This window comes from Nocardia exalbida NBRC 100660, assembly GCF_000308575.1.
Taxonomy (GTDB): Bacteria; Actinomycetota; Actinomycetes; order Mycobacteriales; family Mycobacteriaceae; genus Nocardia; species Nocardia exalbida.
Genome location: NZ_BAFZ01000100.1, coordinates 1 through 25401 on the forward strand (window position 1 = coordinate 1; position 25401 = coordinate 25401).

The window sequence follows — 25401 nt, forward strand, 5'->3', positions numbered from 1 at the left end:
GCGCGCAGATACCCGAGATCCGCGATCGTCGCGGCCGACACGGCGAAGTTGCTCGCCATGAGCCGCGTCACCATTTCCACTGCCCCCGAATCCACTGTTCCCCTGTCCACCATGACTGTCTCCACATCCGTCGATCCACCGGTTTCGATACGTCCGGGGCACCGCGCCGAGCCGCGAGTCCGCCGATGCGAGACATCGGCGAGAGAAGACCGCGCCCGGCGCGGTGACATTCAGAAGTGGGGAAGGGAGCCGAAGCGGGCGCGCGAATTGATCACCTGGAATGCAGACGACTGGTAGACCATTTCGTATTCACCTCACTCACGGCCGGACGCGCGAAGCGTCATGGATGGAAGCGCTGCACTCGTGCGAGAACTCGAAGGGCACGGGTGGCAACCGCGCAGCCGGACGGTCATCGGCCGGCGAAAAAGTGGTCAGCCCAGAAAACACCGGGCACCCTTACGAATGATGCAACGCGCTGGGGATTCCGTCAATCGTTGCAGCTGGACCGCGTGTGTTCGACCGCCGTCGCCGGTGACGCCCATCCGTGGAAGCCGCAGCGCATCTTCGGCTATAGTTAGGGTAGCCTCACCATAATCACGCTGGAGAAAGGGTCGCGCCGGTGCGTGTCGTCATCCTGTTCGGAACCGAGATGGGTACCGCGGAGTCCGCGGCGGACAGCATCGCCGAGGAACTGCGCGGGGCGCACGAGGTCTCGGTGCACGATATGGCGGACTTCGACGTCGAGGATCTGGACGTCCGCGACTTCCACGTCGTCGTGTGCTCGACCTACGGCGACGGCGACCTGCCGACCGGCGCCGAGCCCTTCGCCGACGCGCTCGACCGCCTCGCGCCGGAATTGAGCGGGCTGCGGTTCGCCGTGTTCGGACTCGGTGACACCGTCTACGGCGATACATTCAACCGCGGCGGCGAGATCATCGCCGAGAAGCTCATCGCCCGCGGTGCCGTCCAGTTGGGCGAACACGCGCGGCACGACGCCTCGACCGAGATCCGCGTCCGGGACATGGCTCGGCGATGGGCCGCCGCGCTCGACATTCCCGCGCTGCTCTCGGCCTGACCGGCGCCGCGCACCGGCCGCGGGTCACCGAAGTGAGGTCCGGACAAAGCGCCCAGCGCCAGCGCGCAAGGGGCACAGCACCTTAGACTGCTATCAAGCGCGGCACAGCCCGCCGCGCTCGACGATCCATGAGGTGACGAAGATGGCAGCCGGAGCGAGCCCCGCCCAACGTCAGCACAACTCGACAGATCATCCCGAGCTGGACGTGCTCCCGGAATGGCCCCTGGAAACGATCGGCGTGCTGGTGACGACCGACCCCGCGCCGCATGCGATTCCGGTGTCCTGGCCGGTGCGGGCCGGTGACCGGCGAATCCTGCTCAGCCTCAAGTACGATCGCGGCTCGCTGGCCCGGCTGCGCGACCATCCCGAGGTGGCGCTGCTGATCCTCGGCGGGGGCAACGTGGCGATGTGCGCCCGGGGCACCGCGCACGTGGTCGCCGAGCAGATGCCCGGCGCCGACGACTACGTCGCCGTCCGCATCGACGTCGACGTGATCGACGACCACCGCCAGTCGGCCTTCGCGGTCGTGCAAGGCATCCAGCGCACGGTGCTCGACGACGAGAGCGAACTGCGCGCGCTGAAGGACCGGGTGAGCACACTGCGATCCTGGGCCGACCACTAGAACCGAAGCAGCCCGACGTTTCCGGGAGCAGAGAGAAGGCGGCACCGGCCGTGCCGCGCGGAAGGGGATCATGAGCGTCACTCTGGCCAAAGGCGGCAACGTCTCGCTGTCGAAGCAGGCGGCGAATCTCACCAAAGTGTCGGTGGGGCTCGGCTGGGACGTACGCACCACCACCGGCGCCGACTACGACCTCGACGCCAGCGCGCTGGCCTGCGGACCGAATCTGAAAGTGCTGTCCGATCAGCATTTCATCTTCTACAACAACCTGCGTTCGCCCGATGGGTCCATCGAGCACACCGGCGACAACCTCACCGGCGCGGGCGAAGGCGACGACGAGGTGATCAACGTCGACCTCACCGCCGCCCCGCCGGAGATCACCAACATCTTCTTCCCGGTGTCCATCCACGACGCCGACGCCCGCGGCCAGTCGTTCGGCCAGATCCGCAACGCCTTCATCCGCGTGGTCGACGCGGGCACGGGCGTCGAACTGGCTCGCTACGACCTCACCGAGGACGCGTCCACCGAGACGGCCATGATCTTCGGCGAGCTGTACCGCCACAACAACGAGTGGAAGTTCCGCGCCATCGGCCAGGGCTACGCCTCCGGCCTGGCGGGCATCGCCCGCGACTACGGCGTCAACGTCTGACCGCGTTCTCCTTCCACGGCCGCCGCGCCGGGTCTTCCGCTCGACGGTGCGCATAGCACCGTTCGTGGAGACTCGTGCGCGCGAGCCGATCTGTCGCGTTCTCGCGGGGCGCTGATACGACGAGGTGCTGACGCTGCGCATCCGCCGGACGCCCGCGACGGACACTCACTCATGCCGATGGCGTGCGTTGCCGTTTCCGATATCGACGGCATTATCGCCGCGACCATGTCGACTGATAGCACTTTGCTTTGGCCTGAAATGTCCAATTCGAGGCCCACTGCCGGTCCCGGTACTCCCACGAATGGTAAGCCAGAGATTTGCAGAGTGGCGCCCAACCGCTCAAGACTGCCGCAGGGGACAACATTGGAACGCGTTACATATTGCATACTACCGGCAGGTAGTACTGCGCGCGGATTCATGTAGTCTACTGATCGGTAGCTTCTTTCACAGTGCTGCCGCGCAGTCCGTAGATGACCGATATGCCATGAGGGACAACAGTTTTGAAGCAGGCGAACGGACCGGTCGTGCGTCCGGCGACGCGTGATGATGTGACCGAAATGGTGCGCGTACTCAGTGCCGCCTTCGCCCATGACGATCCGATCGAGGACTTCGTCTTCCCGGACGAGCGAGTGCGTCATCGTCGTGCTGCGCGGATGCTGCGGCTGATGATCGAGTACCGATTCCTGCCCGCGGGCGGCGCTGAGGTTGCCATCGTCGACGACAAGGTAGCCGGAGTGCTGCTTTGGTATCCGGCCGGATACCGGAAAGATTTCTGGCGCGAACTCGTCTCGGGGGTTCAGCTGCTGTTCGCGATGGGCACCGCGACGCGACGCGGAGTCGTCGTGGACACCACCATCGAGCGGGCGGCGCCCGCCGAGCCGAATCTCTGCTGTGTGTACCTCGGGTGTGACCCCGGGGTGCAGCGCAGCGGTATCGGGCGCGCGCTGTTCGGCTCACTCGTGGCCAAGGCCGACGCGCAATCGGTTCTGCTGTACGGACTCTGCAAGGACGCCAATGTCGACTACTACCGTGCCTTCGGCCTCGAACCGGTGGCCAAGACGGTGCTGGGCAAAAATGGTCCGGAAATGAACGTGGTGGCTCGTCGGCCGCCGCGCAACGACGGCGCGTAGCCGGGACCGGCAGCGCGATTCAAATTCCCATTCTCGTCGGGGAAATTTTCGAGTTCGATCCAGGGAGTGTTGTGTCCGACATTGCAATTATCGGTATCGGCTGCAGGTACGCCGGAGGTATCGATTCCCCCGAATCCTTCTGGGAATTCATCGTCGGAAAAGGCGACGGTGTCATGGATATCCCGGAGAGCCGTTGGGATTACCGGCGCTTCTACGACCCGGATCGCAGGACACCGGGCCGGATGTACACCAAGCGAGCGGCTTTCATGACCGGTGACCCGTGGGCGTTCGACCCGGACTTCTTCGGCATCTCACCGCGCGAGGCGGCGGCGATGGACCCGCAGCAGCGCCTCGTGCTGGAGGTCACCTGGGAGGCCTTCGACGACGCCGGTATCGCAGGACGGGTCAGCGGCGCCCCGCTGGGCGTGTACGCCGGCGCGTTCACCATGGACCAGCTGGGCGTTTCGGTCGGCGGCCCGGCGCTGCCGTTCGTCGACATGCATACCGCGGCCGGCGCCTCCTACACGATGATCTCGAACCGGATCGCGTACGCGCTCAACCTGGTCGGCCCCGCCATCACCGTGGACACCGCGTGCTCGTCATCGCTGGTCGCGGTACACCTGGCCTGCCAAGCCCTGGACAACGGCGACTGCGAGGTCGCCGTCGCGGGTGGGGTGACCGTGCTGGCCGAGCCCGAGCCGTTCGTCTCCATGTGCAAGGGCGGCTTCCTCGCCGCCGACGGCCGCAGCAAGCCTTTCGACGCCGCCGCCGACGGTTACGGTCGTGGTGAGGGCGCCGGGATGGTGGTGCTGAAGAAGCTGGCCGACGCCGAACGCGATGGTGATCGGGTCTACGCGGTGATCAAGGCGACGGGATCCAACCAGGACGGCCGCACCACGGCGATCACGGTACCCAACGCCGACTCGCAGGAGGCGCTGGCGAAGATGGTGACCCGCCGCGCGGGCATCCGGCCGCACGAGGTCACCTACGTGGAGGCACACGGCACCGGAACCCCGGTCGGAGATCCCCTGGAGCTACGGGCGATCGGCCGTGCGTATGGCGCCGTCGAGGGCCGCACCACACCGCTGGGTGTCGGCTCGGTCAAGGCCCAGCTCGGCCACACCGAGGCCGCGTCCGGTATCGCGAGTGTCATCAAGTCGGCGCTGGCCGTGTCCAAACGGACCATCGCACCGCAGGGTTGGCTGGAAACGCCGAATCCGGACATCCCCTTCGACGAACTCGGGCTCCGGTTGCAGTTGGAGGCCGAGGAAGTCGGCCCGGAGGTCGAGCGGATGACCGTCGCGGTCAACGGATTCGGCTACGGCGGCACCAACGCGCACGCGATCCTGCAGGAATATCGGCCTTCGATCGCGGCGGAACGTCAGCCGAAACATTTCGGGGTGCTGCCGATCTCAGCGCGCAGCGAGCAGGCCGCACGGGATCTGGCGCGGGGTTTCGCCGAGCGCGTTGCCGATGGCGCCGATCCGGGCCGCCTCGCCGAGGCCGCCTGGACCCGCCGCAATCACCATCTGCTTCGCGCCGGGATACCCTTCGGCGACGACACCGAATTGGTTCGCTCATTGATCGAATTCGCGGGCGGCGCGGGACGGGTGAGCCGGACCGTCGCTCGCAACGTGCCCGAACCGGTATTCGTGTTCACCGGTATGGGTCCGCAATGGTGGGCGATGGGTCGTGAACTGTTGCAGAACGGTGGCAGTTTCGCCGCGGAGGCCGAGCGCATCGACGCGGTGTTCCGGGAGATCGCGGGCTGGTCGATCGTCGAGGAACTGCTGCGGCCCGAGGAAGAGTCGCGCGTGACGACGACCGCTGTGGCGCAGCCCGCGAATTTCCTCGTTCAGGTCTCCCTGTACGCCATGCTGGACGAGCTCGGCATCAAGCCCGCGGCGATCGTCGGTCACAGCGTCGGCGAGGTGTCGGCCGCCTACGTGACCGGCATGCTGTCGCTGCGCGACGCCCTGCTGGTCAGCTATCACCGCGCCCGGCTACAGGCCACGACCGCCGGATCCGGCGGGATGCTCGCGGTCGGCCTGGCGCTCGCCGACGTGCGGGAACTGATCGCGGGCGATGGACGGGTGGATGTCGCGGCCGTCAACAGTCCGTCGGCCGTCACGCTCGCCGGTGACGCCCTCCGCCTGGACGAAATCGCGGAAGCACTCACCGAACAGGGTGTTTTCGCCCGCCGACTACAGGTCGAGGTGCCGTACCACAGCCACCTGATGGACCCCATCCTGGACGAGCTGCGCTCCGTACTGAGCGAACTGGAGCTGCGACCGCCGCGCATCCCGCTGTTCTCCACCGTCACCGGTGCGCGCGTCACCGAACCGGATTGGGATGCCGAGTACTGGTGCGGAAACGTCCGGCAGGCGGTTCGCTTCCACGACGCGATCACCGAACTCGTGCGCGCGGGCAGCCGGGTGTTCCTCGAAGTCGGCCCACATCCGGTACTCGGCGCCAATATCCGCGAAATCCTCATCGCCGCGGGCGAGACCGGAGCGTCCGTCGCGACGCTCAACCGCAAGCAGTCCGATGCCGACAGCATCAGGCAGACCATCGCGGGACTGTACAACGCCGGAGCCCTCGATATCGACGCGCTGTTCGCCGATTCGGCCTCCCCCACACGGCATATCGATCTGCCTGCCTACCCGTGGCAGCGGACCCATCTGCGCAACGACATCCCGGCATACCAGCGCAAGCGGCACGGCACTCCCGACGCCTATCCGATGCTGGGCGATCAGGATCCGGACGACGCCTCGACCTGGCGGGTCGAGCTGGGCATCGAATCGCTGCCGTGGCTGGCCGACCATGTCGTGGGCGGCTCGCGGATCCTGCCCGGTTCGGCCTATCTGGATGCCGCGCTCAGCGCCGCGGCGCTGCGGACCGAGTCGGCGTCCGTGGCGGTCGAAGACGTACGTTTCGTCGCACCACTGGTGATCGACGAGGGCGAGACGCCGATCATGGAGTTCGACCTCGAGGAGTCGACCCGGCGCTTCACCATTCGCTCGCGCGGCGTAGCGGGTTCGGTGTGGACGATCAATGCCGTCGGACGGCTCGTGGAGGGCGTGTACGAACCGGCCAAGATCGACGTGCCCGATGACGATTCCATGCTCGAGGTCGATCCCGTCGACTTCTACACCGGCCTCGCGGCGCACGGACTCGATTACGGGCCCACATTCCGCCGCGCGACCTCGATTCGGATCTCCGGCTCCACGGTCGTCGGCACCCTGGATGGCACCATCGCCCGCAAGGCGGGGCATCCAGCGCACCCGGCGGTCGTCGATGCGGCGTTGCAGAGCGTGGCCGCACTGCTCGCGGGCGCGGGCAGCAAGCAGGACGGCGCGATGGTCCCGGTCGCGGTCGGTGCGGTGCGATTGTTCGCTTCGCTGCCCGAGGAGGTCACCGTGGTGGCTCGGCTGGACACGACGGACGAGCCGACGGCGGACATCGACCTGCTCGACGCCGACCACAACCTGCGCATGCAGATCGTCGGGATGAGGTTCGGATCGATCGCGCCGCGACCCGGCCCGATGCAGCGGATGATCGACTTCTTCTACGAGGACCGCTGGGAGATGCGCGATCGGATCGACCGCGCCGCACTGCCTGCGACGGACGACCTGTTCACCGTGGTCGTCGCGATGGACCGCGCGGCGACGGAGCGGGCCGAGCATATCGTCCGCATCACCGCTCCTGCTGTACCGGGCGAGGTTTCGCCCCTGATCGTCACGGGTGACCCGTCCCGTGACGATTTGGAAACGGTGGTGACCGAACGGCTTCGGGCCGCTCGGACGCAGCCGGGCGTCGGCCGCCTGCACCTGGTGGTGGTCGCCGGGTCGAGCTACGACGATATGGACAACCTCTGGACACTGCGGCGGGTTGCCCTGGCCGCGCAACAGTTCCTCGACTCGACCGCGCAGGACTTCCTCGATAGCTGGCTGGTAGAACAAGGTTCCGACCGGGATGTCCTCGGTGACGACACCTTCTACGCCTCCCTGGTCACCGAGCGCGCCTACACCCACCCGGAGGGCGATGCCGCGCCGAATCCGAGCCATGCCGCACTGGCCGGTGCCCGTCGTGCGCTGCTCAATGAGCAGACCCGGCTGCGGTGGCGGCTGATCGACGTCGAAGCCGACGTCGCCGATGCGGATCTGCGCGCGGAACTGACCATTCCGGGAGCCTTCGTCTTCGACCGCGCCGACGAGGTGTTCCTGCGCAACGGGTTGCGCTGGACCACCGTGGTGAGCCGGACGTTGCAGGATCGCCTGGACGCCCTGGACGAGGCCGAGCCGCTGACCGATCCGGAAGCCGATTTCCGGCTGGAGATCCCCAGGACCAAGACCTTCTCGCGGCTGGGCTGGCGGCGTAGCGAGCGGCGGGAGCCCGGTCCGGGTGAAGTCGAGGTGCGCATGGCGGCCATCGGCCTCAACTACAAGGACTCGCTGCGGGTCATCGGACTGCTCGGTGATCGCGAACTCGGCGACACCTTCTTCGGCACCGCGCCGGGCATGGAGGGTGACGGGACCGTCGTCCGCGTCGGCCCTGGTGTCACCGGATTCGAGATCGGTGACCAGGTCAGTTTGGCGTGCAAGGGGATGATCGGCCGATTCAACACCCTGAGCGCGGATCTGGTCTGGCGCGTCGGCGACGGCTTCGAACCCGGCCGATGCAGCAGTTCGACCTCGTTCGTCGCCGCCGAGTACGCGTTGCTGGAGCTGGCCCGGCTACAGCCCGGTGAGACGGTGCTCGTGCACGGCGCGGCCGGCGGTGTCGGTTCGGCGGCAGTGCAGATCGCGAAACTCCACGGCGCCACGGTGATCGGCACCGCCAGCACCGCCGAGCGTCGTGCTTACGTGCTGGAACAAGGTGCGGACCACGCGCTGCACTCGCGGTCGCTGAACTTCGTCGACGACGTCCTCGAACTCACCGGCGGTCGCGGCGCGGATGTGGTGATCAGCTCCGCGCCCGGCGAGATCGTGGTGCAGAACTTCGCCGCGGTCGCGGAGTTCGGGCGCATCATCGAGGTCGGCAAGGCGGACATCTACTTCGGCGGCGTGCTCGAGCTGCGGCACTTCGACAAGAACGTGACGTACTCCTCGTTCGACCTGGACCGGATGATGAAGCTGCGGCAGCACAAGGTCTTCGATTTCGTCAAAGCCGTCAACGGAAGGCTCAACGACGGCACCTATCGGCCGCTGCCCTTCGACACGTTCGGCACTGCCGAGGTGGCCCAGGCGTTCGAGGAAGTGGCGCGATCCACGCGGATCGGCCGCGTCGTGTTGCGCATGGACGAACAGGCGCCACGGGTGCGTCCGCGCATTCCCGATGTCGTGTTCCACTCCGACGCGCAGTACCTGATCACCGGAGGTTTCGGCGGGTTCGGGCTGGCGATCGGCCGCTGGCTGGTCGGCAAGGGCGTTCGGCGCCTGACCCTGCTCGGACGCGGCGGCGCGACCACCGAGGAGGCCAGGAAACAACTGGCCGTCTGGGAGCAGCAGGGTGTCGAAGTGACCACAGAGCTGGTCGATGTGACCGACCCGGAGGCCGTCGGTGCTGTGATAGCGCGGGCGCACCGGGCCGAGCATCCGCTCAAGGGCATCTTCCACACGGCGGGCGCGGTAGACGACAAGCGGATCCACGCGATGGATCGCAACAGCCTGGCCAAGGTTTTCCTGCCCAAGCTCGACGGCGCGCGAGCCCTGTACGCCGGAGTCGTCGCGGCCGGTGCACAGCTCGACCAGTTCGTCCTGTTCTCCTCGGGTAGTGCCATCTTCGGCGGGATCGGCCACTACTCCTACACCGCGGCCAATATCGCGGTGAACGCGTATGCGCAAGCCCTCGCCCGCGAGGGAGTCAACGCGCTGGCGGTGGGCTGGGGCCATATGGCCGGAGCCGGTATGGCGGCGGCCGACGAGAATCTCGCGCGCTACCTGGTCAATACGGGTTTCGACACGATCGAAATGGACGAGGGACCGGAATATCTGGAGGAGGCATTGCGACTCGGCGTCACGAGAGTCGACATCTTCCCGATCAACTGGACCCGGGTCGCCGCCACCGGACCGCAGCTGGCCCTGACCGGCCGGATCGAGTCCATGATCGCGGCGGCGGCACAGAACGATTCCGCCGCCAGCCGCCTTCGTACCGAGCTCGCCGCCCTCGACGAGGCCAAACGCAACGAGGTGGTCGCGCACATGCTGGCCGAGCAGCTGGCGTCGGTGATGGGAGTGTCCGCTGAATCGATCGACCTGACCCTGCCCTTGCCGGAACTGGGCCTGGACTCGCTCATGGCGGTGGAATTCGGTTCGCTCGTCACGCAATCCCTGGGTGTCGAACTGATCTCCCTGAAGCTCGGACGGTCGTTCAGTCTGGAGCAGGCCGGCGCCAAGGCCGCGGAGGCGATCGTCCAAGGCGTCGGCTCACATGGGGCACCGATCGGCGCGGCGACGGTGCAGGCATGACCGAGTCGGCGCGCGACTTGGCGCGAAAACTACTGGCGAATAACAGTTCCGGCAGCCCCGCGGCGACTGCGCCGCCGGTGCGACCGGTGACGCGGTCGCGGCAACGCCGCGGGCCCGGCCGCCAGTTCGCCGATCATCCGGACGTGGCGGCAGCCGTACAGAAACGAGTGATGATCGCGTCACTGTATGAGCAGACCCAGCTGGTGAACCCGTTGTTCCTGCCTCGGACAGGACCCAACGACACGGTTATCCACGTCATGGAGCCGCGGCTGGCGGGCATGGATCTGGTGAACTTCAGCGCCTACAACTACCTCGGCCTGGCCAACCATCCGCGCGTGGTCGACGGCGCGAAGAAGGCCCTGGATCAGTTCGGGGCCTCGGCGTCGGCCAGCCGCATCGTCGCCGGTGAGATCCCGCTCTACGAAGAGTTGGAACGCCGCCTCGCCGACATCTACGGTGTCGGCGACGCCATGGTGACCACCAGCGGTTACCTCACCAATGCCGGTGTGATCGGCTTTCTGCTCGGTGAGGGTGATGTCGCGGTCTGCGACTCGCTCATACACGGCAGCGTCATCTCCGGCGTTCAGTGGTCCGGTGCGCGACGCATCAATTTCCGGCACAACGACCCCGAGTCGCTGCGGTCCGTGCTGCGTACCTCGCGCAGCGGCTTCGATCGTGCGCTGGTGGTGCTCGAGGGCCACTACAGCATGGACGGCACCGTCGGCCGCATCGAGGAATTGGCCGCCATCGCGCGGGAGTACGACTGCGCGGTGATGGTCGACGAGGCCCACTCCTTCGGAGTCTTCGGCGCCAAGGGGCACGGCATCCGCGAGCACTACGGTCTGCCTGGTGACGCCGTGGACATTTGGATGGCGACGTTGTCCAAAGCGTTGGGTAGCACCGGCGGATTCGTCGCGGCCGACGCGGATCTCATCGGCGCGATGAAGTCGTCCGCGCCGGGCGTCGCCATGCTCACCGGCGCACCCGCGCCCGCGGCGATCGGCGCCGCACTCGCGGCACTCGACGTGCTCGAGCAGGAGCCGGAACGCTTGACCCGCCTGTGGGCGAATGCCGCCCTGTTCCACGGTGCGCTGTCCGAACGCGGCGTGAATCTGGGTGTCTCCCATGGCACGCCGATCGTGCCCGTCATCGTTCCCGGCGAGATCCGCGCCGGGTACGTCTCCTCCACCTTGCTGGAGAACGGCGTCTACTCGGGCCTGATCTCCTCCCCCGCCGTCCCGGCCGGACAGGAACGCCTCCGCTTCTTCATCACTTCCGAGCACACCGAGGAGCAACTGAACAGAACGGTGGATCTGCTCACCGAAACGATCGCCCGAGCCGAGCAGATCCCGGACAGCACAATCGACAGATGATCCGCACGGGCCAAGCAGTCAGCGGCCTGCCGACGCCGCGCATCGGCGAACCCGGGCTCTCCGAAGCCGGGTTCGTTCCGACCAGAATTCGCGCCGATCGCCGACTGTGATCGGAAGGCGCCGGCCGCGATTTTCCTCGGCCGGCGCCTTCCGCCGCGCGGATGGTTGCGCGATCCCATCGCAGGATCTCGGGATGGTCGATCCTCACGCCACGCGGCACTTTCCGCTCTTCCGGACCGGCTGATCACCGGAATCGTGGGCCCTTGGATGTCCATGCGCACATCCGTCAACCGCAGCAGACCGGGTCGTCGCAGGGGTTTCCTACTTCACTGCCGTAGGCCATGAAGTCCTTGACGCGCTCCAAGATCTGTTCGGCTGTGTCGGGCTCGAGCGGCGGTAGAGATCGGGCGCTCGGCCGACCCCAGGTGGCCGGGGGGTCGTCGAGGCCGAAACGCGGTGCGCCGTCGATGAACAGTGTCCACAGCGGATGATCGGGAAAACCGTTCATCCGCAAGGCCCACCACTGGCCGTCGACGTGGGCGGCGACGGGAAACCTGCCGTTCCCGGTCGATTGCCATCGTGGTCGTGCGCTCAGCTCGGGGTACGGCATTGTCTCAGTGTCCCTGATTCCGACGACCGGCGGATTTGCGTTGCTCCCAGACGCGTTCCTGCGCGGCGATCTTCTCCGCGACCGGATCGCCCGGGCCGTCCACTGGGTGCAGGCTGCGGATCTACTTGTGGTGCAACTGCGCCGACTGATGAAAAGGCGCAGGTCATCAGGTTGGTCACCGACTCCGCGCCCGAAGCCCGGCGGCCTACTCGTTTTCCTCCGGCCAGAAAACACGCCAATCCTCGGCGGTCAGCGGGAGGCGTTCGCCGCGCTTCTTTTCCGCCGCGTCCTCCGTCGCACGGATAGCGGCGGCGAACGTCAGCGTCGCTTTGCGGAGACGTTCCTCGGCGCTTTCCGGACCACCGAGACGCACCACCCGCAGCGCTTCGGGGACGAGATCGGACGGGAGACCGGCCTTGATGCTGCGGGAGACGACCTTCTCGGCGAGTGCCAGGGCGGGCTGGGCCATGGCGATGCCGTCCAGGCAGGAGCGGCGGGACTTCTCGGCGGATTTGCGCTCCTCCCAGGCGCGTTCCTGCGCGGCGATCTTCTCCGCTACCGACGCGGACGGATCGATCGGGGCGTCGGCCAGGTGCGGGCTGCGGTTGACCAGCTTGGCGACCAGGGCGGCGGCGACGTCGTCGACCGTGAATTCCCCCGCTGCCTCGGCGATCCGGGAATGGAACAGCACTTGCAACAGCAGGTCGCCGAGTTCTTCCTTGATCGTCTCGGCATCGCTGTGCTGGATGGCGTCGAGCAGCTCGTAGGTCTCCTCGAGCAGATAGGGACGCAGGGAATCATGGGTCTGGGTGACCTCCCACCCACCGAAATGCCAGAGGCGGTCCATCACCTCGACCGCACCGGCCAGCCCCGCCGCGACCACCGCCGTGTCCGTTGGCGGCAGCGAGTCGCCGTTCGGCGCGCTACCGGCCGGCACGCCCGCGGCGGCACGATGCCGGGCGGCCCGAAGGACGGACTCGTCGCGACCCGTCGAACTCATCGCGGCGCCATCTCGGCGGCGACGGTGAGATCGACCGCCCCTTGCGCCTTCCCGTCCATCGCCAGCAGCAGATCGGCGACGAATTGCAGCAGCACCACATCTCGGACGCGCTCAGCCCCGACACTGTCCTCGACACGCGGCAACGGAAGCTGCACCACTCCGGACGCGGCGCGGTATCCCGCGCTCGGGTAGAGCCGCTTGAGCCGCATCTGCTTGGAATCGGACAGATGCAGGGGCGAGATCTTCAACGTCGTCCCGGTGACCGCGATCTCGGTGACCTCGTACTCGCGGGCGAGCAGCCGCAACTTGGCCACCGACACCAGGCGCCCGACCTCCACCGGCAGCGGGCCGTAACGGTCGACGAGTTCGTCCACGACCAGCGCGAGCGCCGAATCCTCTTGCGCCGCGGCCAGTTTGCGGTACGCCTCCAGGCGCAGCCGGTCGCTGGCGATGTAGTCGGGCGGGATGTGCGCGTCCACTGGCAGGTCGATGCGCACCTCCTTGACCTCCTCGGTGATGATCGGCTTGCCGTCGGCGGCGGCGCGGTACGCCTCGACGGCCTCGCCGACCAGCCGCACATAGAGATCGAAGCCGACGCCCGCGACGTGACCGGACTGCTCGGCGCCGAGCACGTTGCCCGCGCCGCGGATCTCCAGGTCCTTCATCGCGACCGCCATGCCCGCGCCGAGGTCGGAGTTCTGCGAGATGGTGGCCAGCCGGTCGTAGGCCGTCTCGGTGAGCGGCTTCTCCGGCGGGTACAGGAAGTAGGCGTAGCCGCGTTCCCGGCTGCGCCCGACCCGGCCGCGCAACTGGTGCAACTGCGAAAGGCCCAGCGCGTCGGCGCGTTCCACGATCAGCGTGTTGGCGTTGGAGATGTCCAGGCCGGTCTCGATGATCGTGGTGCACACCAGCACGTCGTATTCGCGCTGCCAGAAACCCTGCACGGTGGACTCCAGCGCGTCCTCGTTCATCTGGCCGTGCGCGACCGCCACCCGCGCCTCCGGCACGAGATCACGAATCCGCTTGGCGGCCTTGTCGATCGACGACACCCGGTTGTGCACATAGAAGACCTGCCCGTCGCGCAGCAGTTCGCGGCGGATCGCGGCGGTGACCTGCTTGTCGTTATATCCGCCCACGTAGGTGAGCACCGGGTGGCGTTCCTCCGGCGGGGTGAGAATGGTCGACATCTCGCGGATCCCGGCCAGGCTCATCTCCAGGGTGCGCGGGATCGGGGTCGCCGACATGGTGAGCACGTCGACATGCGTGCGCAGCGCCTTGATGTGCTCCTTGTGCTCGACACCGAACCGCTGCTCCTCGTCGACCACGACGAGGCCGAGGTCCTTCCAGCGCACGCCGGTCTGTAGCAGCCGGTGGGTGCCCACCACGATGTCGACGCTGCCGTCGGCCATTCCCTCCAGCACGGCGCGGGCCTCGGGCGGATCGGTGAAGCGGGACAGGCCCTTCACGGTGATCGGGAAACCCGCGACACGCTCGGCGAACGTCTGTAGATGCTGTTGGGCGAGCAGTGTGGTCGGCACCAGCACGACGACTTGTTTGCCGTCCTGCACCGCCTTGAACGCCGCGCGCACCGCGATCTCGGTCTTGCCGTAGCCGACGTCGCCGCAGACCACGCGGTCCATCGGGACCGGCTTCTCCATATCCGCCTTCACCTCGGCGATGGCGGTCATCTGGTCGACGGTCTCGGTGAACGCGAACGCGTCCTCCATCTCCTTCTGCCACGGCGTGTCGGCCCCGAAGGCGTGGCCCGGCGCGGCCTGACGGGCCGCGTACAGCTGCACGAGTTCGCCCGCGATCTCGCGAACGGCCTTGCGCGCCTTGCGTTTCGTGTTCGCCCAGTCCGAGCCGCCGAGCTTGGACAGGCTGGGCATCTCGCCGCCGACGTAGCGGGAGAGCTGATCGAGCGACTCCATCGGCACGAACAGCCGGTCGCCGGGCTGGCCGCGCTTGCCCGGCGCGTACTCGATCACCAGGTACTCGCGGCGGGCGCCCCCGACGGTGCGTTCGATCATCTCGACGAACTTGCCGATGCCGTGCTGGTCGTGCACCACCATGTCACCGGCGCTCAACGCGAGCGGGTCGACCTGGTTGCGCCGCTTCGCGGGCATCCGCTTGCCCTCGGTCGGCGCGGTGACCCGGTTGCCGGTCAGGTCGGACTCGGCGACCACCACCAAACGGGCGTCTTCGAACACCAGGCCGTCGTGCAGCGAGCCGCACAGCACGCCCACCACGCCCTCGTTCGGCTCGGCGCCCGTCTCCAGCGCCGCGGCGGGCACGTCGGCATCCGCCAGCCGTTCCATTACGCGCTGCGCGGTGCCGTGACCTGCGACGACCACCACGGCCCTGCCGCCGGTGGTCACGTGGGCGCGCAACGAGGCGAACATGGTCGCGACCAGTTCGTCGGACCCGCGCGCGGTGGGGCCGGGCAGCACCCGCAGGACGACCTCGGAGGAATCGCCGGAGGCGAGCGGGCTCAGCGTCCACCAGGGCAGACCCTGCCGGTCGGCGCTGGCGTGGACGTCGGACAGCGGCTGGTAGGCCGACGCGGCAAGGTCGAGCCCGTGGCCGCCGAGCGGCGCGGCGCCACCGAAGGAGGCAGCCGTCCAGGACGCCTCCAGGAATTCCTCACCGGTGCGCACCAGGTCGGCGGCACGGGTGCGGATCTTCTCCGGATCGCACAGCAGCACGTGGGTGCCTTCCGGCAGCACCTCGGTGAGCAACCGCAGCTGCCCCGGTCGCAGCACCGGCAGCAGCGCTTCCATGCCCTCGACCGGGATGCCCTGGGCCAGTTTCTCCAGCATCTCCCCCAGCGCCGCGTCGGCGGAGTTGGCGGTGGCCACCTCGGCGGCCCGCTCGCGCACCTCGGCGGTGAGCAGCAGCTCCCGGCACGGCGGCGCGACCACGACGTCCACCGCGACGTCCGGCAGCGAGCGCTGGTCGGCGACGGCGAACGGCCGCAGTTCGGTGATCTCGTCGCCCCAGAACTCGACACGCACCGGATGGTCGGCGGTGGGCGGGAAGACATCGAGGATGCCGCCGCGCACCGCGAACTCGCCGCGCTTGCCCACCATGTCGACCCGGGTGTAGGCGAATTCCACCAGCCGCACGAGCAATTCGTCGAAGTCCAGCTCGACGCCCACGCGCAGCACGATCGGCTCGATGTCGCCGAGACCGCCCGCCATCGGCTGCATCAGCGATCGCACCGTGGTCACCACCACGCGCAGTGGCGCGGGGAAATGCGGGTCGTCGGGGTGCGCGATCCGGCGCAGCACCTCCAGCCTGCGCCCCACCGTGTCCGCGCCCGGCGAGAGCCGCTCGTGCGGCAACGTCTCCCAGGACGGGAACTGCGCGACCGCGGGACCGAGCATCTCCGCCAGCTCGACGGTCAGGTCGTCGGCTTCGCGCCCCGTGGCCGTGACCACCACCAGCGGCCGCTCGGCGGCCACCCGCGCCGCGACGAACGGCCGCACCGCCGACGGCGCGACCAACGCGACCGACGTGGTGCCGATCAGCTCCGCGACGGTCCGTAGCGAGGTATCGGCACCGGCCGCAGCGGCCAGTCCCGCCAACGGTGGGCGGTGGGTGGACATCGACAACTCCTGAGCGCAGGCGACACGGTTCGAGCGGCCAACCGAGTCTAGTTAAGCGGATGTCCCCTGATTGCAGCGCCTGCGGGGACGCGCGCTCACGGCTACCGCCGGTGTACGCCGAAGCCACCGCCTTCGGCCTTGTCCGTCGCGAACGCGGCGATCACCTGGTTGCGCTCCGGCCACCTGGTCGGAGCACCGGCGTTGTCGCGAAGGGCCAACGAATCACCCCCACCGGCCGACCCGAACCCCACCATCCGAGCCGCGTGCACTTCGTCCAAACCTCGCGCACCGACGCGCCCAGCGCACCACAACTCCCGGTTCCGAGCGAAGCGAGACCGAGCATGCGCCGTTCGCGGCCCGGCTCGCGTTTGCGCGACCGCCGCGTACGCGACGAAGGAGCAAGCGGCGGTCGCGCAAACGCGAGCCACAAAGGGGCCGCGAACACGCAGCGCCGCAGGCGCTGCCAAAGTTACGGCACGTAGCGGCGCAGGCGCCTGGCGGCGAACTCGCGGAAGTAGGACAACTTCTCCGCCGGCACGAGGGCCGGGAGCAGGAAGTACCACGCGCGCTCCATCCGGACCGCCATCTGGTCGATGGATTCGGTGCCGACGGCGATGATGTGCACGCCCGCGGCCATCTCCTGCCAGAGCAGGCCGATGACCTCCGCGTCCAGGTCGGCGATCAGGTCGCCCTGGGCGATGGCGCGCTCGGCGAGCAGCCGGTAGGTGTCGCCCCAGTTCTTGGCGATGTTGTCGCCTTGGGCGCCGCGGTAGTCGCCGATCTGGTGGGTCAGCTTCAGCATGGCGCCGACCATCGGGTCGTTCATCGATAGATCGGCGACGACGTAGGTGATGCCGATGCACGCTTCGAGCGCGGGCACCCGGGGATCGAAGAAGCCCTGACACGAGCTGGTGAGTCGCTCGTTGCCCTGGTCGACCACGGCGCGCGCCAGCTCTTCCTTCGAGCCGAAGTGAAAATACAAGGCGCCCTTGGTCACATTGGACTGCGCGATGATCTCGCTCAGGCTCGCATTCGCATATCCCAAGCGCAGAAAGACATCGGCCGCGCCTGCCAGGACGGAGTCGCGGGTGATCTCCGCGCGCGCTTGCCTAGCCATCAGATCCGCCTGTCATCCCAAAACCAGCCATCCTGAAGTAGACCGACATCCCGAAGTTGACCGACTTACCGCCCGAACAGCACCCAAAGGATGGGTGAACCGTACCACCAGGCGCGCGCCCGGCAGCCAATTCGAGCATTCGGCAAGACCCGCCGCGCAATTTGCTGGTTAACAATCCGGGTCACTCACCTGCGCTCGCGCGCCACTCCGAACTCAGTTGCGGCTCGGCCTCCAGATGGCTCAGCCCGTTCCAGCACAGGTTCACCAAGTGTGCCGCCACAACCTCTTTCGAGGGTTGGCGCTCGTCGAGCCACCAGGTCGCGGCGGTGGCGACCTGGCCGACGAGCGCCTGCGCGTAGAGGGTGGACAGACTGGTGTCGAATCCGCGCCGCGCGAAATCTCCGGCCAGGATGTGCGCCACCTGATTGGTCGCCTCGTTGAGCAAACTGGAGTACCTGCCCTCCGCCGCCGCGGCGGGCTGATCGCGCACCAGAATTCGAAACCCGTCGGTTCGTTCTTCGATGTAGGTCAGCAGTGCCAGCGCGACCTGTTCGAGCCGGATACGCGATCGGTTCTGCGTGAGCGAGGAGGTGATCATGTCGAGCAGCATCGACATCTCGCGGTCGACGACGACCGCGTACAACCCCTCCTTGCCGCCGAAGTGTTCGTACACCACGGGTTTGGAGACCTGGGCGCGTTGCGCGATCTCCTCGATGGAGGTCGCGTCGTAACCGCGTTCGGCGAACAGCGCGCGCCCGATCTCGATGAGCTGCTGACGCCGCTGCGTGCCGGTCATCCGCGGCCGGGACACTCGATGCGACTCACCCGAAGACACCCCTGCTCCTCCGCCCTCTCCGCGTTGTTGCCGGTCGTGAGTGCCTCGGCGGTCCCTCCGACCGACGGTCGCATGCCGGGCGGGTCGCGGGCGAGCCCGGCGAGTTGCCCTCGTGCGTGTCGAGTCGGCCGTCGCACCGGGGCTCCGACGCACGACACCGACATTCGGATACCACTGTCCCAGACCGGCCGGAGATCCACCCGCCCGGCCCACCGGTCCGCCGCCGACGTGTCTCCGGCCGTCCCGGCTCCGCCCTGGTACGGCCGGAATAGGCGGACAGGCGGGCAGAACAATTCGCGGGGAGGCGGCCGAGTATGCGAGGATTCATCCCGTGCCATGGCACAGCGGCGGGGGTGTTCGCCAACCGCCGGTGTGGCGATCCGCCGTGGTGTAATGGCAGCACCTCTGATTTTGGTTCAGATAGTTCAGGTTCGAGTCCTGGCGGCGGAGCTCGAGAGCACGATGACCATCGTTGGCCCGCACATCGTTGACCAAGCACGACGACGCCCCGCACGAGGACAGGCAGCCGAGGGAGATCCATGCCACAGCAGACCGCCGTCGTCGTTCTCGCAGCCGGTGCCGGGACACGAATGCGGTCGAAGACCCCCAAGGTCCTGCATTCGCTGGCCGGTCGGAGCATGCTCGCGCACGCGCTGCATGCGGCGAACGAGATCGACCCCGCGTACCTCATCACCGTGGTGGGGCACGACCGCGAGCAAGTCGGCGCCGCGGTGAACGCGGTGGCCGACGAGCTGGGCCGGGAGATCACCCCCGCGATCCAGGAAGAGCAGCTCGGCACCGGGCACGCCGTGCAATGCGCGCTGGCCGCCCTGCCCGTCGGATTCACCGGTGACGTACTGGTCACCTCCGCGGACGTGCCGCTGCTGGACGGGCACACCTTGGCCGCACTCCTCGACGAGCACCGCAGCTACGCCGAACGCCCCGCGGTCACCGTGCTGACCTTCGTACCGCCGGACCCGAACGGCTACGGCCGCATCGTGCGCGACGCGGAGGGCCAGCTGGCCGAGATCGTCGAGCACGCCGACGCCACCCCGGAGCAGGCCGCGATCACCGAGGTGAACTCCGGTGTGTACGCGTTCGACGCGGCGGTGCTGCGCACCATGATCAGCCGGTTGTCCACCGCCAACGCCCAGCACGAGCTGTACCTCACCGACGTGCTGCGCCTGGCCCGCGAGGCCGGTCACCCGGTGCACGGCGCACGCCTGGTCGACGCGGCCAAGGTCACCGGCGTCAACGACCGGGTGCAACTGGCCTCGGCGGCGCACACGCTCAACCGCTACATCCTGGAACGCCACATGCGCGCGGGCGTCACGATCATGGATCCCGCCTCGACCTGGGTCGACGCCGGTGTGCGCATCGGAAGGGACGCCGTGCTTCGCCCCGGCGTGCAACTTATCGGCAACACCGTCGTCGGCGAGGACGCCGAGATCGGCCCGGACAGCACGCTCACCGATGTCGTCGTCGGCGACGGCGCCCGGGTGATCCGCACCCACGGCGAGGGGGCCACCATCGGCCCGAAGGCGACCATCGGCCCGTTCAGCTACCTGCGGCCCGGCACCGTCGTGGGCGAGGTGGGCAAGCTCGGCGCGTTCGTCGAGACCAAGAACGCCTCGATCGGCGCGCATTCGAAGGTGCCGCACCTGACCTACGTCGGCGACGCCACCATCGGGGAGCACAGCAACATCGGTGCGTCCAGCGTCTTCGTCAACTACGACGGGGTGACCAAGCACCACACCGTGGTCGGCTCGCACGTGCGCACCGGCAGCGACACCATGTTCGTCGCGCCGGTGACGGTGGGTGACGGAGCCTATACGGCGGCGGGTACTGTACTGCGCAGAAACGTTCCGCCCGGAGCTCTCGCGGTCTCCGGCGGACCGCAGAAGAACATCGAGGGCTGGGTGCAGCGACACCGTCCTGGGACGGACGCGGCCCGCGCGGCGGCGGAAGCCGTCGCGGCCAAGGAGATGTCGGGTCAGGCAATAGAGCAAAAGGATGGCAATCAGCAGTGACCGCGTCATGGATCGATAACCAGAAGAACCTGATGCTCTTCTCGGGACGCGCTCATCCTGAGCTGGCCGAGCAGGTCGCCAAGGAACTCGACGTCCACGTCACGCCGCAGATCGCGCGGGACTTCGCCAACGGCGAGATCTTCGTCCGGTTCGAGGAGTCGGTCCGTGGTTCCGACGCCTTCGTCCTGCAGAGCTTCCCCGCGCCACTGAACCAGTGGCTGATGGAGCAGCTCATCATGATCGACGCGCTCAAGCGTGGCTCGGCCAAGCGGATCACCGCTGTGCTGCCGTTCTACCCGTACGCCCGCCAGGACAAGAAGCACCGCGGCCGCGAGCCCATCTCGGCCCGCCTGGTCGCGGATCTGCTGAAGACCGCGGGCGCGGACCGGATCATCACCGTCGACCTGCACACCGACCAGATCCAGGGCTTCTTCGACGGCCCCGTCGATCACATGCACGCACAGCTGCAGCTGGCGGAGTACATCCGCACCAACTACAGCCTCGAGCACATCACCGTCGTCTCCCCGGACTCCGGCCGCGTGCGCGTCGCCGAGAAGTGGGCCGACTCGCTGGGCGGCTCGCCGCTGGCCTTCATCCACAAGACCCGCGACCCGCTGGTGCCCAACCAGGTGAAGTCCAACCGCGTGGTCGGCGAGGTCGAGGGCCGCACCTGCATCCTGATCGACGACATGATCGACACCGGCGGCACCATCGCGGGCGCGGTCAAGGTGCTCAAGGAGGCCGGCGCGGGTGACGTGGTCATCGCCGCGACCCACGGCGTGCTGAGCGCGCCCGCCGCCGAGCGCCTCGCCAACTGCGGCGCCAAGGAGGTCGTGGTGACCAACACCCTGCCCCTGGTGGAAGAGAAGAAGTTCCCGCAGCTCACCGTGCTCTCCATCGCGCCGCTGCTGGCCCGCACCATCCGCGAGGTCTTCGAAAACGGTTCGGTCACCGGCCTTTTCAACGGCAACGCCTAAGCCTCACACCGCGGAAACGGCGGCTCGGACTCCGGTCCGGGCCGCCGTTTCCGCGTTCGCGTCAGCCGCGGCGATCGGCGGGGATACTGGGGGTATGGACCGTGACCCGTTGGAGACCGAGATGGGGGATGACGACCAAGAGGACGAGATCCGCGAGTATCAGCGCAATATCGAGGATCCGCCCGACGACCTGCGCATCCGCTACCACGAGGACGAGGACGACGGCAGGCTCGGCATCGATGACGAGCTGGATCGGGAGTGGACGCCGCACGACGGCCGCACCGAGGACGACGAGGCGGACGACCGGTCCGCCGAGGTGGCCGCGATCGAGATCGTCGACGATATCGAGCTCGTCGACGACGAGGACCTCTGAACCGAATACCGCCCCGACGCGCCGCGCTGTAGCAATCGGCTATGACGATGCGTGCAGCGTGGTAGGCATAGGTTGCGTGACCGGGACGACACGAGGAGGGTGCGATGAGCACGCCGAAGGATCCGGACCACACCGACGACGAGCGGCGGGAGCCGGAGGCACCGTCGTTGCCGAAACCGACCGGTGAGACCTCGGGTGACGAGCCTGCTCAGCCACTGACCGGCGCCGCCCCGGCCCAGACCGGCGCACCACCCACCGAGCACGATCCGGCCGCCGCGCGGCCACCGGAAAGCGAGCAGGGCCCGGCGGACCAATGGTGGCAGTCGGGCGGCACACCGCCCGCGGGCCCGCTGGGCGGTCAGTGGGGCGCGGAACCCAGCGGTCAACCGGCCGAACCTCAGCCCTGGGGCGCCGACGGACCGGGCGGCCAGCAGTCCTGGGGCGCCGAACCCGCCGCGCCGGGATCCCCGCTGTCGAGTTCCGCTCCCCAGCCTCCGACCGACGAGGAGACGCGCCGGTTCACGCCGGACGACCACGCTCGATACGGGTCGGGCGGACAACCGCCCCACCCGCCGTACGGACAGCCCGCCGACGCCGGGCAACCGTATCCGCCGACCGGGCAACCTCCGTACCCGGCGGGCGGAGGGTACGACCAACCGGCTGCCGGTCCGCAGTACGGCTACCCGTCCTACCCGCAGGAGGGGTACGAACCGTATGCCACCCCGCCGAGGCCACCGGGGAGCCAGGTGTACTCGATCATCGGGTTCGTCTGCGCGGTGATCGCGGTGCTGTTCTGCCCGATCTTGTTCGGTCCGGCCGGGATAGTCCTGGGGATCGTCGGGCACAACAAGGGCGAATCGCTCGGCAAATGGGCAGCGATCGCGGCGGCCGTCGGGATGGTCATCGGCTTCATCGTGGGATTCGCCGTGTTCGGCGGAGACTTCACGACGTAGATTTCCGGTATGCGTTCCTTCGGTGACACCAGCGCGGCGAGTGTGCGCGCATGACCGGATTCACAGGCTTCCCGCTGGCCGGGCTGGACTTCTACGAAGACATGGAGGCCGACAACTCCAAGGCTTTCTGGACCGCGCACAAGAATATTTACGAAGAATCGATACTCACGCCGATGAAGGCGCTCGTAGCCGAGCTCGAGCCGGATTTCGGCGCGGCGAAGATCTTCCGGCCATACCGGGACGTGCGATTCGCCAAGGACAAGACGCCGTACAAGACCGCGCAGGGCGCGGTGGTGCGCGCCGCGCCCGGCGTCGGCTGGTATGTCCAGGTCAACGCGGCGGGCCTGTTCGTCGGCGGCGGCTTCTACCAGGGCTCGCCCGATCAACTCGCGCAACTGCGCGCCACCATCGATGACGAGGTGCGCGGCGGCGAACTGGCGGCGATCCTCGCGAAACTCGCCGGCGCCGGCTTCACCATCGGCGGCGAGAAGCTGAAGACCAAACCCAAGGGTTACGACGCCGACCATCCGCGCATCGACCTGCTGCGGCACAAATCCATCACGTGCGGCAGGGAATTCGGCGCACCCGGCTGGCTGGACACGCCACGGACGGCGAAGGAGGTCCGCGCCGCGTGGGAGACGATGCGGCCGCTGGTCGAGTGGCTCGCGGCGGTGATCGGCGGCGCGCCCTCCAGGTGACCGCCGCCGACCGGAGCCCCGGTCAGCGCCGTCCGGCGAGGATCAGCGCGAAGCGATCGTCCGGATCGGTCCACACATGACCGGTGGCGAAGCCCGCGGCGGCGAGCTCGGCGTCGAGCCCCTCGACCCGGAACTTCGCGGAGATCTCGGTGCGCATCTGTTCGCCGCGGCCGAAACGCACGGTGAGACCGAGGTCGGCGACCGTGACGGTCATGTCCTCGCTCGCCTCCAGTCGCATCTCGATCCACTCCCGCGCCGCGTCCCAGACCGCGATGTGCCGGAACTTCTCCGGTTCGAAGTCGGCGCGCAGGCGGGCGTTCAACACGTGCAGCACATTCCGGTTGAACTCGGCGGTGACGCCCGCCGCGTCGTCGTAGGCGGGCACGAGCACCGCCGGGTCGGTGACCAGCCCGGCGCCGAGCAGCAGTTGCTCACCCGGTTCGAGCACGGCGTGGATCCCGGCGAGGAATTCGGCCCTCTCCTCGGGGACGAGGTTGCCGATGGTGCCGCCGAGGAAGGCGATCATCCGGCGCCCGCCGCGCGGGAGGTTGTCCAGGGTGTCGGTGAAATCGCTGACCACACCGTGCACGCCGAGACCAGGGAACTCGGCCGCGACCTCGTCGGCGGCCGCTCGCAGCGCCGCGGACGAAACGTCCTGCGGTACATACGTCTTCAAGGGTCCGCGGGCGCTGAGGGCGGTGAGCAGCAGGCGGGTCTTGGCCGCCGATCCGGCGCCGAGTTCGACCAGCACCTCGGCCTGGGCGGCGTCGGCGATCTCGTCGACCACCCGCTCGAGCAGCGCGCGCTCGGTGCGCGTCGGGTAGTACTCGGGCAGTTCGGTGATCCGCTCGAACAGTTCGCTGCCCTTGGCGTCGTAGAACCATTTGGGCGGCAGCCATTTCGGGGTCGCGGTCAGGCCCTGTGTGGCGTCCGAGCGGAGCGCCGTGTTCAGGTCGTCTTCGGTGAGGTGGATGTCCAGCGTGGCTGCGGTCATGGCACGGGCCTTTCGGGTCAGAGGAGGGCGTCGACGGACAGCGCGCCGGGCCTGGCGCTCACCAGGCTGCGGTCCGGGATCGACCGCCAGCGGGGGTCGTCGTCGAAGGGTTCGGAGGACATGAGCGCGAAATCGTCGGTGACCAGCACCGACAACGAATGGTGGCAGGTGGTCGCCCACAGTTGTGCGCCGTCGGAGAGCAGGAGATTCAGGCGTGCTTCCGGCGCCCGGTCGAGGATCGCGGACACCAGCAGCCGCAGTGCCGCCGGAGCGGCGGACCATTCGCCGTCCGGTGCGCCGGTCGCCAGCAGATCGCACAGCAGTACCCACAGCGTGGCCGCGTCGGTGGCGGATTCCGCCTCCAGCAACCGCGCGGGGGTGAACAGATCCTCGGCGCCGAGTTCGGCGGCGATGAGCGCGAACTCCTCGGCCACGCCGGTCAGCGTGCGCCGCCAGTCCGGCACCACGCCGTTGTGACTGAACGCCCAGCGGTCACGGGTGAACGGCGCGCAGGCGGACCGCTCGACCGGCATGCCGACCGTCGCCGACCGCACCGCTGCGAGCACGGCGGCGGACTCCAACTGCGGAAGCACCTCCTCCACGGCCGGGTCGGTCCAGATCGGCGCCGCGTTGCGGTAGCGGCTGGCGGTGACCGTGTCGTCCACTCCGACGCGCCACCAGGCGACGCCGAACCCGTCGGCGTTGATGGTGCCGCCGTGGCGCATGTCGCGCGGCGCCCACGCCTGCGTGCGCAGCGAATGGGAGCCGAGGGTCAACATGTCGCCTACCCGCACCGGCGGGCCGATGTAACCCAGGTGTCTACACATCGGCACCCGCCGAAGCCACCTTCGACCGGTGCGGTCCGCTCACCGCGTGACCACGGTCCGGCC

Annotated in this window: 18 protein-coding genes and 1 tRNA gene; 12 read left to right on the forward strand and 7 right to left on the reverse strand. The window is 68.2% G+C overall.

The genetic code is table 11. The features are described 5' to 3' along the window. Positions 1-619 precede the first annotated feature (619 nt). The 6 genes from ON29_RS24130 to ON29_RS24155 all read left to right on the forward strand — a co-directional run bounded on the left by ON29_RS24130 (position 620) and on the right by ON29_RS24155 (position 11316). Positions 620-1075 (forward strand): flavodoxin domain-containing protein, encoded by a 456-nt coding sequence (locus ON29_RS24130; RefSeq protein ID WP_040869775.1) that lies wholly within the window; start codon positions 620-622, stop codon positions 1073-1075. 142 nt (positions 1076-1217) lie between these two features. Next, the gene (locus ON29_RS24135; RefSeq protein WP_040869971.1) at positions 1218-1697 is read left to right on the forward strand and encodes a hypothetical protein; all 480 of its coding nucleotides are present in this window, start codon (positions 1218-1220) and stop codon (positions 1695-1697) included. Positions 1698-1767: 70 nt separating this feature from the next. Continuing rightward, on the forward strand, positions 1768-2343 hold the full coding sequence (locus tag ON29_RS24140) for a TerD family protein (RefSeq protein ID WP_040869776.1): 576 nt from the start codon (positions 1768-1770) through the stop codon (positions 2341-2343). A 557-nt stretch (positions 2344-2900) separates the two neighbouring features. Further along, positions 2901-3473: a GNAT family N-acetyltransferase gene (locus tag ON29_RS24145; protein WP_245549092.1), complete on the forward strand. Its 573-nt coding sequence runs from the start codon at positions 2901-2903 to the stop codon at positions 3471-3473. A 71-nt stretch (positions 3474-3544) separates the two neighbouring features. Then, a complete protein-coding gene (locus ON29_RS24150) occupies positions 3545-9943 on the forward strand; it encodes a type I polyketide synthase (RefSeq protein WP_051175549.1) in 6399 nt (2132 codons plus the stop codon). Further along, positions 9940-11316: an aminotransferase class I/II-fold pyridoxal phosphate-dependent enzyme gene (locus tag ON29_RS24155; protein ID WP_040869778.1), complete on the forward strand. Its 1377-nt coding sequence runs from the start codon at positions 9940-9942 to the stop codon at positions 11314-11316. The genes ON29_RS24150 and ON29_RS24155 overlap by 4 nt, the downstream gene beginning before the upstream one ends. A 286-nt stretch (positions 11317-11602) precedes the next feature. Here ON29_RS24155 and ON29_RS24160 read toward each other — a convergent pair whose 3' ends face one another. The 5 genes from ON29_RS24160 to ON29_RS24180 all read right to left on the reverse strand — a co-directional run bounded on the left by ON29_RS24160 (position 11603) and on the right by ON29_RS24180 (position 18447). Further along, positions 11603-11926, reverse strand: a complete 324-nt coding sequence (locus ON29_RS24160; protein ID WP_040869779.1) for a hypothetical protein — start codon at positions 11924-11926, stop codon at positions 11603-11605. 205 nt (positions 11927-12131) lie between these two features. Then, positions 12132-12773: a nucleoside triphosphate pyrophosphohydrolase gene (locus ON29_RS24165; protein WP_245549093.1), complete on the reverse strand. Its 642-nt coding sequence runs from the start codon at positions 12771-12773 to the stop codon at positions 12132-12134. 149 nt (positions 12774-12922) lie between these two features. Further along, complete coding sequence (gene mfd, locus ON29_RS24170) at positions 12923-16534, reverse strand: transcription-repair coupling factor (RefSeq protein ID WP_040869780.1); 3612 nt, start codon at positions 16532-16534, stop codon at positions 12923-12925. A gap of 469 nt (positions 16535-17003) precedes the next feature. After that, positions 17004-17651 carry a TetR family transcriptional regulator gene (locus ON29_RS24175; protein WP_039800936.1) on the reverse strand — a complete coding sequence of 216 codons (648 nt, stop codon included), beginning with the start codon at positions 17649-17651 and terminating at the stop codon, positions 17004-17006. Positions 17652-17832: 181 nt separating this feature from the next. Further along, the gene (locus ON29_RS24180; protein WP_040869782.1) at positions 17833-18447 is read right to left on the reverse strand and encodes a TetR/AcrR family transcriptional regulator; all 615 of its coding nucleotides are present in this window, start codon (positions 18445-18447) and stop codon (positions 17833-17835) included. A 418-nt stretch (positions 18448-18865) separates the two neighbouring features. Here ON29_RS24180 and ON29_RS24185 point away from each other — a divergent pair. From ON29_RS24185 to ON29_RS24210, 6 genes are all read left to right on the forward strand, one after another. Further along, positions 18866-18936 (forward strand) — tRNA-Gln (locus ON29_RS24185). Positions 18937-19025: 89 nt separating this feature from the next. Then, positions 19026-20516: a bifunctional UDP-N-acetylglucosamine diphosphorylase/glucosamine-1-phosphate N-acetyltransferase GlmU gene (glmU, locus tag ON29_RS24190; RefSeq protein WP_040869784.1), complete on the forward strand. Its 1491-nt coding sequence runs from the start codon at positions 19026-19028 to the stop codon at positions 20514-20516. Continuing rightward, positions 20513-21493, forward strand: a complete 981-nt coding sequence (locus tag ON29_RS24195; RefSeq protein WP_040869786.1) for a ribose-phosphate diphosphokinase — start codon at positions 20513-20515, stop codon at positions 21491-21493. Before glmU ends, ON29_RS24195 begins: the two co-directional genes overlap by 4 nt. A gap of 94 nt (positions 21494-21587) precedes the next feature. Then, the gene (locus tag ON29_RS24200; RefSeq protein ID WP_040869787.1) at positions 21588-21866 is read left to right on the forward strand and encodes a hypothetical protein; all 279 of its coding nucleotides are present in this window, start codon (positions 21588-21590) and stop codon (positions 21864-21866) included. 104 nt (positions 21867-21970) lie between these two features. After that, positions 21971-22819: a DUF4190 domain-containing protein gene (locus tag ON29_RS36730; RefSeq protein WP_040869788.1), complete on the forward strand. Its 849-nt coding sequence runs from the start codon at positions 21971-21973 to the stop codon at positions 22817-22819. 50 nt (positions 22820-22869) lie between these two features. Further along, entirely contained in the window at positions 22870-23517 is a 648-nt protein-coding gene (locus tag ON29_RS24210) for a DUF2461 domain-containing protein (RefSeq protein WP_040869790.1), read from the forward strand. A gap of 22 nt (positions 23518-23539) precedes the next feature. Here the strand turns inward: ON29_RS24210 and egtD are convergent, their stop codons facing one another. Together egtD and egtC are read right to left on the reverse strand one after the other, a co-directional pair. Beyond that, complete coding sequence (gene egtD, locus ON29_RS24215; RefSeq protein WP_040869791.1) at positions 23540-24511, reverse strand: L-histidine N(alpha)-methyltransferase; 972 nt, start codon at positions 24509-24511, stop codon at positions 23540-23542. A gap of 17 nt (positions 24512-24528) precedes the next feature. Then, positions 24529-25338 (reverse strand): ergothioneine biosynthesis protein EgtC, encoded by an 810-nt coding sequence (gene egtC / locus ON29_RS24220; RefSeq protein WP_040869792.1) that lies wholly within the window; start codon positions 25336-25338, stop codon positions 24529-24531. Positions 25339-25401: the final 63 nt, after the last annotated feature.